The following is a 12,872-nucleotide window of genomic DNA, read 5'->3' as shown; positions in this document are numbered from 1 at the left end:
AGGAAGTGCATCGCCCACAACTCAACGCTGTTGAGGCGTTAAAAGCCTTTCTCTGTCCAGTTTTGAACCCTTGTTGGTCACAATTTGGACACACAGAAAATGTACAGTCTCGACAAACAACGCCAAAAAGTTACGGTTTTTGAACGTTCAAGCGTACTATGGTTAAACTTTCGCTGGGAAGGCAAGCGATACAGGCTTACTACCGGACTCCCTAATAACAAAGAGGGCAACAAAGCAGCGCTCGGAATTGCCAGTCAGATAGAAAGCGATTTAATTTTCCAGCGACTAACCGAAGAACGGCTGTACAGTTACCTAGGAAAAGAGTCGCCTAACACCGTCAAAGTTAAATCGTTGTCTGAATTGTGGGACGAGTTCGTAGAGTACCAAAAAACTCAAATGGAAGAAACGACATTCAAGGACTCGTTTAAAACGGCGCGTAATATTATGACTTTCCTCCTATCTTCTGAAATCGATATGGAGTGCAAGTCAAGTGTTGCCAAGAAATCTCTGGAAAAATACGCAGTCTCAACCATTCAACGCTTCTGTAACGATTTAATCAGTTTCGGCAATTGGCTTAAGCGTTCGGGTTATCGAGAAACAAACCCCTACGAAAGCATTAAAAAAATGCTGCCTGCGTTACCTAAATCAAAACGAGCGAAGAAAGCTTACTCGGAAGATGAGGCGCTAGCAATTGTCGAAGCGTTCCGCAACAATACCTTTACTCATGCTGACAGCCGATATGATGACCGGCATTATGCCGATTTTGTTGAGTTTTTACTCCTTATCGGTTGCCGTCCGTCCGATGCGGCTGCCTTAACCGTTGGTGACATTTTCCAGCGTCAAGGCGCGATGTACATTCGTATCGACAAAGCTTACAGCAAGGGCGTGTTGAAGGGAACAAAAACAGGCACGATACGAGTGATTAAATGCAATGAGGCAATGGAGCGCATATTGACCCCTCATTTAGAACGCCCTCGCGAATGCTTAATCTTTACCGCTCAATTAGGTGGCAATATTGACACTCACAACTTCACCCCGCGTTACACCCGGCGCGTTGTTGAAGCGCTGGTCAAGCGTGGAAAAGTTCGTGAATATCTAGGCACTTACAACTGTCGCCATACTGCTATTACCCGCATGGTTCGCAGTGGGATAGACCCTTCTACCGTTGGGGCGATTTGTGGAAACTCGCCCGAAACCATTTTCGAGCATTACCTTCAAGCAAATGAAAACGCCGACCTCCCTGGTATCGAGGGAGACAGCGCTAAATGGTAGGGGGTATGTTTGAAATAGTACAACTTTAAAGTTGTACTTTAGAGTTGTACTTTTCACAAATAGAGGGGATACCCCCTCTATTTTTTGGTCTGTACTACCGTGTACAACCTGTGGTACAATATCAGTACGTTAGTTCTACACATATTTCCCCCATTATGCGTACAACCTCAAAAACAGCAAGAAAGATGAACCCCCGCTCTCTAGAAAACTTAATCCCCAACAACCGCTACCAGGGAAAGATACGCTGTAACTTCAGTCTTCTCCCTGAAACGAAAGAATGGTTGCACCAACATGGTAACGCCAGTGCGAAGATTGACGAGTTAGTTAGGATACTGCGAGGTTAACGTTCGACATACGAGAGATACGAGAGAGGGGAGTTGCAACTCATATAGGTTGCAACTGTCCTCATTGAAAGTCAACGTTAACCGATTTCAGTTTTCCGTCGTACCAACGGAAAAGGATTCTATTTTACGTGGTACGCACAGAAAGAGGGCTGAAACGACGATATTGCGTCAAAGTGTGTATAAACTAATTCCGTGCGTACCACGGAAAACCATCACTCCATTTCAGTAAGCGCCCTGGAGCAGTTACCACAAATCAGATTAAGCTTTGATTTACCCCAAGCTCTGATACCACAACACGGGCAAATGTACAGTACCTTGCTGCCCTTCTTAAGAGGCGCGTCTGTCTCATCATCATTATCAAGGACTGGCGTTGTCTTTTTGAGAAAATCGCCTCCCCTGCTTTCTAGTAAGTAATCCGCTAAAGTGGCGAATCTCCCATTAGGGTCATAGTCAAAGTTAACGTTATAATTCCGACGTTTGTTGTTAGGATTCGTATCTTCATGGAGAACTAAACCTATCTCCCTTGCTTTCTCTTTAAACTTTTCAGAACAATAATTTTGAGTAGCGGTTTTATTGTCTGAGGTTTCGTAACACCACTGATGAACCATTTGATTAACGAGAAAAGCCATCATCTTAATCGGTGGTAGACTTTCAATTTCAGGATTAAACTTGATGACGTGAATGAGTTCACCGCTAGAAGGTTCGATGGTAGCGTTAGGTTTAAAGATGCCATAAGTCGTAACCTGACAAGCCATTTGAATGAGACAAGTAGTTAGTTCTGTCCCAAAAAGACCCTTAAACCAATCAAACGCATCGTCCCAATCTTGCCACTTCTCGGAGTTGACATTTCGTCTGTCCATAACACAATCATCCGTACTACTTACTGTTGCTAATCATAACAGAAAGAAAAGCGCCAATCCAAACTAATGGACTAGCGCTTAAATAGTACGAAATGATTGTCACTTTAGCTTAGCATACAGCCCTTAAGAACTGGGACGAATCAGACAGAAGTTATTCTGCTTAGCCTGTTCGTATTGCGCAATCGGTTGCGTGAGTTGGGCTAAGTTATCAAGCATTTGACCGTTGTGTTTGATGTGTTTACACATTTGTTCTCGTTGCCATTTAAGCAGAATGAGAGCTTTAGTTGTTAATGCGTGCAACGTCAGATACTCATCATAAATTTCATGGTCGTCTTTATCCGCTAACTTCAATTCTCTTTCGTCAGAAGACTCCTCAATGATATCGATGATTAAACGGGACATCTGATTGTACTCAAACTCAACCCAGTCGTGGTGAAGCTTCAGTTGTGAAGCCAGAACGTTCAAATCGGTAATCATGGTATTATCGGGGTACTGTTTTTAGACAAGGGGAGAAATTTCGGTTTCTCCCCTTTTTTACGACGTGCCAACTGCGTTGAACATTTGACACCTAAGCCGGTTCAAAACACTCCACGCTACCTTTACTCGTTCGCTGGTTTTCCGAGGCTCCAATAGCGTCATTTCATGTTCAATGGCTTCAACTAAATCCTGCTGTTGCACTAACGCTTGTACGTCCTTCTGCCACTCCTCTTGCTTCTCAGGTTCTACCTCGCTCGGTTCTTCTTCTTCGGCGAAAGATTCCAGTAATTCCTCAACAGTTAGACCCTTAGATTGTGCCTGTCTGTCCAGCTTTTCGTACAGTTCCTTTGGTAGGCTAATTCGTTGTTTAGCGGGCGGTTTTAGCTCGCCTAAGTATTCGTTGATTCGGTTGGTTGTGATGTGTTGAGCGGGTATGGTTTCGGTTATTTCGTGCCACGCTTCTATTAATTCGTCGGCGCTACCAGTTTTCTTGTCGAATAGCTTTACTAACGGGCGGCATTGAGCTTCACAGGTCGGTAGAACATCGAATCCAGCGTGTAAGAGCGTCGTTACGATTTCAGCCGCGTCAATCAATTTGTTGACGTACCAGTGCGTTTTCTTTAGTGCTTTATCACACCAATCTTTAAAGCTTAAGAAACCAGCTTTTAAATGAAGGTGTAAACGTTTGACGCGAGCGGCAATCATACCGGCACGAACGAATCCAGAGAGTTGATTTTTGATTTCTGATGTTGCCCATTCGAGAGCGCTTTCGTTGCTGTCGGTGTAGTTGAATTTATTGGCGATTTCTTCTTCGTAACTGAGTAAGTCACCGCTAGATAAAAGCCATAAGTCACTGGCTCCTGATGTGTTTTCTAAGAGTTGTTCTGTGATGTCCATAGGGTTAAAAAGAAAGGGAAGTTGTTAGCTCCCCTCGATAACGTTATCAATTGCTTTTCACACAGGGTATGAGTTGGACGATTCGTACAAATTCATCCACAGGAATAAGGTCAGCTTGAAAGTTCAAACTATTGAGGACTCGCGAGGAATCTTTATCGAGAATGAACCGTTTACAGCGACAGAATACCTTCGAGCGAAAAACCGATTCGTGATGACTCACTGTTTCTAATTTGATATAGGTAGCGTTTTGCCATTCAAAAAAGCAGTGAGGGTGTACGTCATTCAAAGGAACGAGTATGTCTTCGAGAACGATTAAGTCGCTCAATGTTTTTGTTTTCTCTTCAGTTGTCATGGTTCTGTGGTAGTAAATGTGTTCTCTCTTGCTTTCCTTCACGAAAGAAGGCAAGATAGGGTAAGCCCAGAAACCGCGTGATTGCTTGGTTTGGGTGTTATAACCATAGTATTAATGTAGCTATCACCTGTATAATAAGTCAATAGGTAATGTAATCTGTTTTGAGCGTTTGTACTGTAGGACATTTGTATGCCTAAAGCCAGTCACACAGAGCATGGAGAAAAGCGAATCAATAAAGGCTACACTGTAACCCCTACAGCGGCTAAGCTATTCTCAGATATGGCTTCTGAACGCGGTTTAAGCGCATCAAACCTTATTGAAAAGATAGCTAGGGGTGAAATACCTTTAGGCGATGAGAGTCCCGTTAATGAACCTCAACCGACCGATACAGATAATTTTGAGAAACGGATAAGCGTCCTTGAAGAGAAAGTGAACGCATTGATGCTCGTCTTACAGCAAAAGGTGTGATTGTGCGTAATTTGTCCGTCTTTGGATTGTACAACTGTGTACAACCTCACCTAAAACAGGAATCACTCAACGAGAAAACGTCATCCTAGGGGGGGGTAGGGGGTATTTTCTAGAAAGTACAACTTCAAAGTACAACTTTTTAGTTGTATTATTCACAAAATGCCCCTCCCCTAGGATGTGTACTCTCTGAGTTGTACACAGGTCACTAACGGAAGAATCGAACTTCCCCGACGATGCTGGCACGCCCATCGGTACTAGACCCCAGAACAACTGTGCTTTCCCTAGCCGTATCCCGTTAAGGATTGGTAAGCACACCAGTGCTGATAGTGACCTGTGTTCTATTTTAATGGATGGCAGTTTGTCAGCCGCAGTTAAACGTTACAGGGCATAATTGAATCAATAGGGGCTTGCGACTGTCCTAACCCCAACGGGGTTGAAAAGCACTAAGGGGAATGGCTAAGGCTGTTCCCCTTAATTTTTGTTTCCTTTATACTCTTTGTACTCCTCTCGATAGTACAAAACCTTAAGATTATTTCTCAAACCGTAAACAAACGGTCGGTAGTACAGTTGTACATCTAGTAATTTGGTCACACTTCGGTCACAATGGTAGTTAATCAAGGGATTAAACGGACAGTGAGAAATGGCTAAAACCCTTACTGTATAATAGATGGGCGATACTGGATTTGAACCAGTGACCCCTTCCGTGTGAAGGAAGTGCGCTACCCCTGTGCCAATCGCCCGTATAGCTTGTTAAGTGTAGCACGATCGCCCCTGAACAAACAACCCGATTGGTAATTCGTAATTCGGGGTCATTGAGCCTGCCGAAATGTAATTCGTAATTTAGCACTCAGCATTCATAACTCATAACTCATCACTCATCACTCATTTTGTGGGTAAGTCGTCCATAAGTTCGTGACTTCTCGCAAACTGCAATGATTGCCGCACCCTAAAATCAAATGATCCAATAGAGGAATATTGAGGAGTTGCGCGCCTTGGAGGAGTCGTCCGGTTAAGATTTTATCTTCCTCGCTCGGTTCGACGTTGCCAGAGGGATGATTGTGAGCGACGATGAATTTAATGGCGTTATGACGAATGGTTTCCCGAAAAATTTCGGCGGGAGGGGCTAAGGTTTCGGTTGCAGTGCCGATGGTGACGACTTCAGTACCAATTAAACCGTTTTTCGCATCGAGCAGAATAACAGCAAAACGTTCTTGTTTTTGCCACATTAACTCGTGGGCGAGGGCAGCGGCGGCATCTTCGGGACTTTCAATGGCGGTGCGTTGTTTGGGGCAGAACTGAAAGGTGCGTTTTCCGAGTTCGATCGCGGCTAAAATAGTCGTTGCTTTAGCAGGGCCGATGCCGGGAATTTGCATCAACTCTTGAGGATGAATATCGCGCAGAACATCGAGGGGATCGCGCTGATATTTGCTCAATTCTTGTAAGATATATTGCCCCAATCCTACGGCGGAAAGTTTGCCTTTTCCTTGTCCGGTAGCGAGTAAGATCGCGATTAACTCAGCGAGGGCAAGATTTTTTGCCCCATATTCTAATAAGCGTTCCCGGGGGCGTTCGCTCGGAAGCAGATCTGCAATTCTCAGGTGATAGGCCATCGATAAATGAAGGGTAATACCAATTAAAAATTAAAAATTAAAAATTAAAAATGAAGAAACCTAGATATATTCGGGGTTTCAGCCTCAAGATGTGTCGTCCGAACTTGGAGAATTGGGATAAATCGTAAATTGTTCCCTCAAATTCAGGAGTTGGGAGTCTATTCTCAATTATTCCCAACTCGCGAGAGCAAGTTAAGCGAAAACTTACTGAAATTGGGCAACTCTCAATTCCCTTATCTCCCTTTTCGTGCTGCCTCCAGCATGAGGCGCTGTTCGGCACGCGCGATCGCTAAATACGTCTTTTCAACGGCACCAGCTTCGACAGAAATAGCGCTAATGCCCCATTGCACTAATAAATCGATAATTTCGGGGTAGACGACGGGTGCTTGCCCGCAAATCGAACAGGGAATCCCCAGGGAACGCGACTGTTCGATTAGCTGTCGAACGGTATTTAAAACGGCGGGGTGACGTTCGTCAAATAACCGCGCGAGTTCGGCGCGTTCGCGATCGACTCCTAATAAAAGCTGGGTGAGATCGTTAGTCCCGATAGAGATGCCTTGAACGCCTGCTTTAACGTATTCGGGCAGCATATAGGAGACGGAGGGGACTTCTGCCATAATCCAGAGTTGAAAGTTAGGGTATTGGTTGAGTCCGATGTTCTCGATAAGCTCGCGACAAAATACAACTTCTTCGAGAGCGCGCACAAACGGTAAAATCAATCTGACGTTTGCATACCCCAACGCTTGCACCCTGGCGAGGGCCGCAAGTTCTGCTTCAAAGAGTGCGGGCGCGAGAGTATAAGTTAAAGTGCCGCGCCGTCCCAAAATCGGGTTGCCTCCTTCGGTACTTTCGCCCGAATCGGGGGAGAGTTCGCGCGATCGCCAATCGCTAGAACGGTAAAAAACTGGGCGGGGAAAAAATGCTCGCGCAAACTGGAGAATTTGTTCGCTTAAGCACTTGACAAAATCATTTTTCCGCGATCCGTTAAGCCACCAAGCCAGCGGTTGTTGGTCGAGCATGGAGACAATCGCTAACTCCGATCGCAACAGTCCGATCCCGTCGATGGGTAAGAGTGCCGCGCGCTCCAAACCTCGAATCTGACTGAGGTTGAGAAACAGTTGCGTCGCGATGGGAAAGTCAGATCGGGACTGCAAAACCGAGCTTTCAGTCTGCGGGGCAACGTCGGCAAAATCAGCGATCTCGTGCCGATGAATGCTGCCATTCGTACCGTCGATCGATAGTTGTTCTCCACTCTTAATCGTGGAAGTCGCACCGCGAACGCCGACGATCGCGGGAATGCCCAATTCCCGGGCAATAATCGCTGCATGACTGGTAATCCCGCCTTGTTCGGCAACAATCCCGGCAGCCTCTTGCAGCAAAGGCAACCATTCCGGCGCGATCGCTTTGGCCACCAAAATTCGTCCCGGCGGTATCGAAGCCGAGGGAGACAAGTTAGCGATCGATTCAGCCACGGCGCTAACTCGCCCCGGAGAAGCCGGCAATCCTTGCAAAAGGGCGGCTGCCTCTTCTGCTACCGGTTCGGAGGCAGTAAAAGTATTCGCTTTCCAGGGCGCAGACTGGAGAGCGATGGGGGTTTGGATGCGACACCTCAGACCTCCCTGAACGATGGCAAACAATCGCGGTTGCGCCGCCCGTTCGTCCTCGAAAAATTGCGTCCATTCCCAATAACAGAGTTGCGGGAATTTAGCGGCGATATTCCACGTCAATTCCAACAACTCATTGAGTTCGGCTTCACTCAAACAGAAAGAGCTTTGTTGCACTTCGCTCGTCAACTCGACCTGCAAATTTTCCGCCTCAACCGCGTTAGGAGACTCCGTTCCTTGCTGAAGGCGATACAGGAGCGTTTTCTTGCCCAACTGTCGAGTAAATATCCCGCGCCGACTCCCCTCAGTGCCGTTAGCAATATCCTTTAAAGAGACGATATCGCAATCGGGGCTAACTTGACCGCGTGCTGCACTGTGTCCCAGTCCCCAAACCGAGTAGACGCGAGCCTCCGAGCCTCTAATTTCCACCGTTCCGGAAGCGCGAGCAGAGCGAATTGGCTGAATTAACAAAGCAAGCTCGCTCGGGCTGTCACTAGCAGACGCTTTCGCCCAACAAAATAAACTCGCTGCCCGAAACCGTTCTGCCCAAACCCATTTAATTGCAAATTCCAGCGCAGCGCTTTCGCAGCTACAAACGCGCGATCGCAACAACCCCGCAAAATCTTGTTGTCTGTTAGCCGGTGGAACTAACGAAGGACGGACGATTACGCTCGAGGTTTGCCAGCCCCGAACCGCCTCCCCAATCTCAGAAAGCCACTCCGACGGCAACTCGGTTTTTAAGATGCTGGCGCGTACCCGTCGCGCGATCGCGCGTAGGGCTTCAGAATCGCTAACATCAATATGCAGGGCCGAATCAGCTAAATCGGCGAGTAAAGGTTCCTCACGACCGACTCGTTCTAAAAAAGAGCGCAGTCTTGCGGTTGAAACGACGAAACCGGGGACTATCGATTGGGTATGCCAGATTTGGCTCAAAACTAAGGCTTTTTCCCCAACCCGGTTTGCTTGCGACGGTTGAATGCGATCGAGCCAATATAAAGATTCCACTCAATTTGCAACAATATTGTTAATAGCATGACCTGTAACGTTATCTTGTAATTGCTTGTTTTTCGCTCAAAAACGTTACGAGCAACGCCGAGATCGCTGGGACTTCCTGTGCTGAAAATCTGTGTTAAATCACCTCAAATTACAGTGCAACTTCTCGCGATGTTTAGAGGATTATCGAGAGAATTCCTCCATTATTCTTAAGTTTCTCTCTCTCAAGTGTATCGAGCCAGTATAGCTTGCTTCCGATTCAAAAAAAAATTATACCAATCTTAGATGAAAAATTTGTAGCGCTGGCTTCAGCCTTCTACGAAGTTTGCGATCGGCTCTTTAACTCCCAAAGGCAGGTCACAAGCCAATTAACGATTTCGACCTCCCTCAAACGTCTTTTCTTGGCAAAAATCCAACATTCGGTTAAGACCCCAAAAGCGATCTTCGAGCCGGTTGCGACGATTGATGTGGGCAACGTGACCGCCTCGGGAAGTCAATAAGAGGTTGGCTGATGGATTTTGCCCGCAGCGCTGCTGAATTTCCGGTACTAAATCCGGGATAAACATCGGGTCGTCAGCCGCATAAATCAGTAAATACGGCAGTTGGATGCGATCTAATAAATACAGCCCGCTCGTCTTTTCGTAATAGTCTTCCGTACTGCGGAAACCATAGTAATCGATAACCATTTCGCGATCGAAAGCGCGGATTGAATCCACTCGCTGGGCTGCCCCCGGTTTAACCGCCTCCGGAAAACGTTCTTGGCGCTTGCGAGCTTCCACGCGCAATTCAGCAGTTAACCTGCCCTCAATAATGCGTCCGATTCGCGTCGTCAGCAAATAATTTAGCGAACGATTCGACTCCAAATTAGGCGCGAGAACGGCTCCCGCACGGATAGGCGTACAGCCTTCTTCCACCGCCGCTTTCAGCCCCCACAGCGCCAATTGCCCGCCCAGAGAAAACCCCGCCAGAGCGACGGTATCGGGGCAACCGAGCGCGATTAACTGCCAAGCCAGTTGGACGAGATCTGAGCCTTCGCGCCAGCCATCCGAGGAAGGAGCGGGGGAAAGTTCTGCGGTTTTACCGTGTCCGCGCCAGTCGTAAAGGAGAACGGCAAAGCCGCGCGCGTAGGCTTTGCGAGCGAGAATGTGCGCGTACCAAGCATCTCGGACGGTTCCAGTAATGCCGTAGTTAAGGATCAGAGTTCCTTTAGCTGCCGGGGGACAACTCCACAATCCCCAAAGGGGTACGTCTTCAGCGCCGCGAAAAATATGTTCCTGCCAGGGAATGGCGGGGAGGTGAGACAGCCAAGGGACGGATTCGCCCCACCAGCCCCAAGTCGTCCCGTACCAATAGCTAGCAGCAACGGTTTGAATAAATCCATCTTGCAGATACCAAGGGGCTTGATAATCAAAGCTGGCTCGATACAGAGGCGCAGGGGTGGATTGAAGCTGCTTCATGCGGGGAGGGGGAGAATTATGAATTATGAGTGATGAATTACGAATTACGAATTACGAATTACGAATTACAAACTACGAATTACGAATTACAAACTACGAACTACGAATTATCAAGGGTTGGCTTTTGCTGGCTCTTTGGCGGGGGAAGAGTCGGCGGGGAATTGGTCAACGATCTGTTTGAGTTGATCTTTGTACTTGGGCGGGGCGAGGTTAGCGGCGCGAATGAAGAGGGGTTTGGCGGCGGCATCGAGTCCTTGCTGTTTGAGGATCGTGGCTTTGGCGAAGACGGGGCGAAAGTCTTGGGGATTGGCTTCGATCGCTTGATCGTAAACGGCGTTCGCTTCAGTGAGACGGTTTTGGCGCACGTAAACTTGAGCGAGGAGCAGTTGGATAGAAACAATATCCCACTGTCCGGGGCTGGTAGCGTTGGCTTGCGCGGCGATTTTGAGCGTGTCTTGCAAGCGCCCGATCGCGCCTTCGGGTCGATTTTGGGCTAATTGCAGGTTAACCATCCCTTGCAAGGCTTTAATGTTACCGGGGCTGCTATTGAGAACCTTTTCGTAGGCAGCAAACGCAGCTTCAGAATCGCCAATCTGTTGTTTGCCTTCGGCTAGGAGAATGCGATAGTCCGGAATTTGCGGTTTGAGGTCGGCTAACTTTTCTAACGGTACGAGGGCTTCGCGTAGGTTGCCTTGCTCGAGGCGAACTTTCACTAAGCCTTCGAGGGCATCGGTGTTTTTGTCGCTTTGTTGTAAGACTAACTCTAAGCCTTTGGCTTTGGTTTCCAGTTCTTCGCTGTTTTGGAGGACGGTGGGTGCGGGATTGGCTTCAACGCTAGGTGCAATGACCGCGCTGCGTTCTCGCTCGAGCAACTGCACGAACAACAGGAACAAGCACGCTCCCGTTCCTAGCAGGGCAATTAAGAGAATGCCCAGATAAAGCCAACTTCTACCTCGTGTTGCCGTTCTTGCCATAGTGCCTCACAAACCCTACATAGAACTCAATTTTCTCGATCGAGCAATGCTTAATTTCAGCAGAGCCGTTTGTCAACTTTTAGCTTAGACAAGCTTAGACAATACTATAGACTACCAAAAATATTGCTTGCGTTCGCGGCAATCTTGCAATTCCTTTGCCACTCCTTGCCAGCGAGGGCAGGGGTGATTGACAATTATTGTCCGAGAAATTAAAAGATTTTACTAAACTATCGTTTATCGAGAAATTTAAAGATTTCGCTAAACTATGCGGATATACGCGGCGATCCCCTGCATTGAGTAAAATAGGCAGACTCAGGTTAATAAATGAAGGAGTGCCGCAGATTGCCGATCGCGCGATCGCAAAAACCCAGAATGAAAATTTTGGGCTAGCATCGAGATCGAACAACTGTAAGTGTCTCCTTCTGTTGCTAAAGCCTGATTCGCCTACCGAGCTAATCCTTAGCAACACTGCTAGGAAATTGTGTGTCTCCGCCGCAAGGAGTTTTTATGAATCCGACTGTGAATCGGTCTTCCGAATCACCCTCCCCTAAGAGCGATCGCTCCGAGCCATTATCTACTCGCAAAAGCCAGTCTCCCAGTCCCGATGCTGGCGAATCTACTCGAAACCATCCCTCAACTCCTGCCGATCTTAGTCCCGTGACTCTAACCGTCCCCGTCCGAAACCATCCCATCCCGCCCCCCAGCGACCCCCGTCAGTACCGCGCCATCGGCTTGGTTCGCGGTTGCTACCAACCCAGCGAAGAATCCCTGACGCGCGGAACGCTCAATGCTGTCGATGGTACGCCGATTGATGCCGTTCTTTTGGGCCGCGCGATCGGCGTTGTTAAGAATCATTTAGATTTGAGCGCTCCTCACTTGTGGGTCGTTTATCCGCGCACTCGGCAAGAAGGCGACCTGCACGTTCAAATTGTGGGGGTTTGGGAACCGGAGGTTCTCGGCACGAAAAGCGATCGCGCGATCGATTCGGCAGAAGCTGCCCAACCCGAAGCCGAAGCCAATGCGCCCGCTCAAACCGAACCGGAAGCCCCAGTGAGTTCCGAGAGTACCGAGGCTTCTTCCGAATCTGCCGAACCCGAGCCAACCCTCGCCCTCAGAGATGGCTATTTTTCGATTCGCGGCGAGGCGGTTTTCTACGCCAAGGAAGACGAAAAGCTGATTATTAAAGTGCAACAAGCACCGCGTAAAGAAGCGGATCGCTCTCGCTACTTTAAACTGACGCTTAAAGGAGTCGCCCCTACCGAGCGCGTTCTCGGTCATTTTTGGGATGTGCAGGTCATGTTGCAGGGCAATACCTTAGCGATTGAGGAAGCGACTGATATCGGCACCATGCCGATTAAAAAACGCAAACCGGGCGAAAAGAAAAAGCCCTTCTCCAGAAATAATAGTCAAGGACGACGACCGCCGGGTAAATTCCCCCGTCGCGAGGGCAGTCTCCCCGAACGACCTACTCCGCCTCGGGATGCGAGTAAAGCCCCTCCGCGTCCCGTTCCCAAACCGATTAAACCGGCTCGAAATCCCCAGAAAAACCCCGAATAAACCCACT

General features: G+C 48.0%; 11 protein-coding genes and 1 tRNA gene. 4 read left to right on the top strand and 8 right to left on the bottom strand.

What is annotated here, in order from left to right; all coding sequences use genetic code 11:
• Positions 1-99 precede the first annotated feature (99 nt).
• Positions 100-1,272: a tyrosine-type recombinase/integrase gene (locus tag H6G50_RS13275; protein WP_190716999.1), complete on the top strand. Its 1,173-nt coding sequence runs from the start codon at positions 100-102 to the stop codon at positions 1,270-1,272.
• Between the two features lie 185 nt (positions 1,273-1,457).
• Positions 1,458-1,616, top strand: a complete 159-nt coding sequence (locus H6G50_RS13270) for a hypothetical protein (RefSeq protein ID WP_190716997.1) — start codon at positions 1,458-1,460, stop codon at positions 1,614-1,616.
• Between the two features lie 212 nt (positions 1,617-1,828).
• Here the strand turns inward: H6G50_RS13270 and H6G50_RS13265 are convergent, their stop codons facing one another.
• From H6G50_RS13265 to H6G50_RS13255, 3 genes are all read right to left on the bottom strand, one after another.
• On the bottom strand, positions 1,829-2,476 hold the full coding sequence (locus H6G50_RS13265; RefSeq protein ID WP_190716995.1) for a hypothetical protein: 648 nt from the start codon (positions 2,474-2,476) through the stop codon (positions 1,829-1,831).
• A 123-nt stretch (positions 2,477-2,599) separates the two neighbouring features.
• The gene (locus H6G50_RS13260) at positions 2,600-2,953 is read right to left on the bottom strand and encodes a hypothetical protein (protein ID WP_190716993.1); all 354 of its coding nucleotides are present in this window, start codon (positions 2,951-2,953) and stop codon (positions 2,600-2,602) included.
• 57 nt (positions 2,954-3,010) lie between these two features.
• Positions 3,011-3,850 carry a hypothetical protein gene (locus H6G50_RS13255; RefSeq protein WP_190716991.1) on the bottom strand — a complete coding sequence of 280 codons (840 nt, stop codon included), beginning with the start codon at positions 3,848-3,850 and terminating at the stop codon, positions 3,011-3,013.
• Positions 3,851-4,391: 541 nt separating this feature from the next.
• Here H6G50_RS13255 and H6G50_RS13250 point away from each other — a divergent pair.
• Positions 4,392-4,670, top strand: a complete 279-nt coding sequence (locus tag H6G50_RS13250; RefSeq protein WP_190716989.1) for a hypothetical protein — start codon at positions 4,392-4,394, stop codon at positions 4,668-4,670.
• Between the two features lie 668 nt (positions 4,671-5,338).
• On the opposite strand, the gene H6G50_RS13245 is transcribed toward H6G50_RS13250, so the two are convergent.
• From H6G50_RS13245 to H6G50_RS13225, 5 genes are all read right to left on the bottom strand, one after another.
• A tRNA-Val gene (locus H6G50_RS13245) sits at positions 5,339-5,410 on the bottom strand.
• Positions 5,411-5,548: 138 nt separating this feature from the next.
• Positions 5,549-6,280, bottom strand: coding sequence for a DNA repair protein RadC (gene radC, locus H6G50_RS13240; protein ID WP_190716988.1), 732 nt, complete (start codon positions 6,278-6,280; stop codon positions 5,549-5,551).
• Positions 6,281-6,513: 233 nt separating this feature from the next.
• On the bottom strand, positions 6,514-8,889 hold the full coding sequence (locus tag H6G50_RS24560) for a putative PEP-binding protein (protein WP_190716986.1): 2,376 nt from the start codon (positions 8,887-8,889) through the stop codon (positions 6,514-6,516).
• 356 nt (positions 8,890-9,245) lie between these two features.
• Positions 9,246-10,334 carry an alpha/beta fold hydrolase gene (locus tag H6G50_RS13230; protein ID WP_190716984.1) on the bottom strand — a complete coding sequence of 363 codons (1,089 nt, stop codon included), beginning with the start codon at positions 10,332-10,334 and terminating at the stop codon, positions 9,246-9,248.
• Between the two features lie 110 nt (positions 10,335-10,444).
• Positions 10,445-11,308, bottom strand: a complete 864-nt coding sequence (locus tag H6G50_RS13225) for a tetratricopeptide repeat protein (protein WP_190716982.1) — start codon at positions 11,306-11,308, stop codon at positions 10,445-10,447.
• Between the two features lie 507 nt (positions 11,309-11,815).
• Here H6G50_RS13225 and H6G50_RS13220 point away from each other — a divergent pair.
• Positions 11,816-12,865: a hypothetical protein gene (locus H6G50_RS13220; RefSeq protein ID WP_190716980.1), complete on the top strand. Its 1,050-nt coding sequence runs from the start codon at positions 11,816-11,818 to the stop codon at positions 12,863-12,865.
• Positions 12,866-12,872: the final 7 nt, after the last annotated feature.

Origin of the sequence: Oscillatoria sp. FACHB-1406, assembly GCF_014698145.1 — a bacterium.
Classification (GTDB): Bacteria; Cyanobacteriota; Cyanobacteriia; order Cyanobacteriales; family Spirulinaceae; genus FACHB-1406.
The sequence above is the reverse complement of the archived record's forward strand: the minus strand, read 5'-3'. Positions and strand labels throughout refer to the sequence as shown.

Bases quoted from the DNA above. Each gene is read 5' to 3' on its own strand.
- H6G50_RS13270 (WP_190716997.1), top strand. From the start codon at position 1,458: ATGAACCCCCGCTCTCTAGAAAACTTAATCCCCAACAACCGCTACCAG.
- H6G50_RS13255 (WP_190716991.1), bottom strand. From the start codon at position 3,850: ATGGACATCACAGAACAACTCTTAGAAAACACATCAGGAGCCAGTGAC.
- H6G50_RS13275 (WP_190716999.1), top strand. From the start codon at position 100: ATGTACAGTCTCGACAAACAACGCCAAAAAGTTACGGTTTTTGAACGT.
- H6G50_RS13230 (WP_190716984.1), bottom strand. From the start codon at position 10,334: ATGAAGCAGCTTCAATCCACCCCTGCGCCTCTGTATCGAGCCAGCTTT.
- H6G50_RS13250 (WP_190716989.1), top strand. From the start codon at position 4,392: ATGCCTAAAGCCAGTCACACAGAGCATGGAGAAAAGCGAATCAATAAA.
- H6G50_RS13225 (WP_190716982.1), bottom strand. From the start codon at position 11,308: ATGGCAAGAACGGCAACACGAGGTAGAAGTTGGCTTTATCTGGGCATT.
- H6G50_RS13265 (WP_190716995.1), bottom strand. From the start codon at position 2,476: ATGGACAGACGAAATGTCAACTCCGAGAAGTGGCAAGATTGGGACGAT.
- radC (WP_190716988.1), bottom strand. From the start codon at position 6,280: ATGGCCTATCACCTGAGAATTGCAGATCTGCTTCCGAGCGAACGCCCC.
- H6G50_RS13260 (WP_190716993.1), bottom strand. From the start codon at position 2,953: ATGATTACCGATTTGAACGTTCTGGCTTCACAACTGAAGCTTCACCAC.
- H6G50_RS13220 (WP_190716980.1), top strand. From the start codon at position 11,816: ATGAATCCGACTGTGAATCGGTCTTCCGAATCACCCTCCCCTAAGAGC.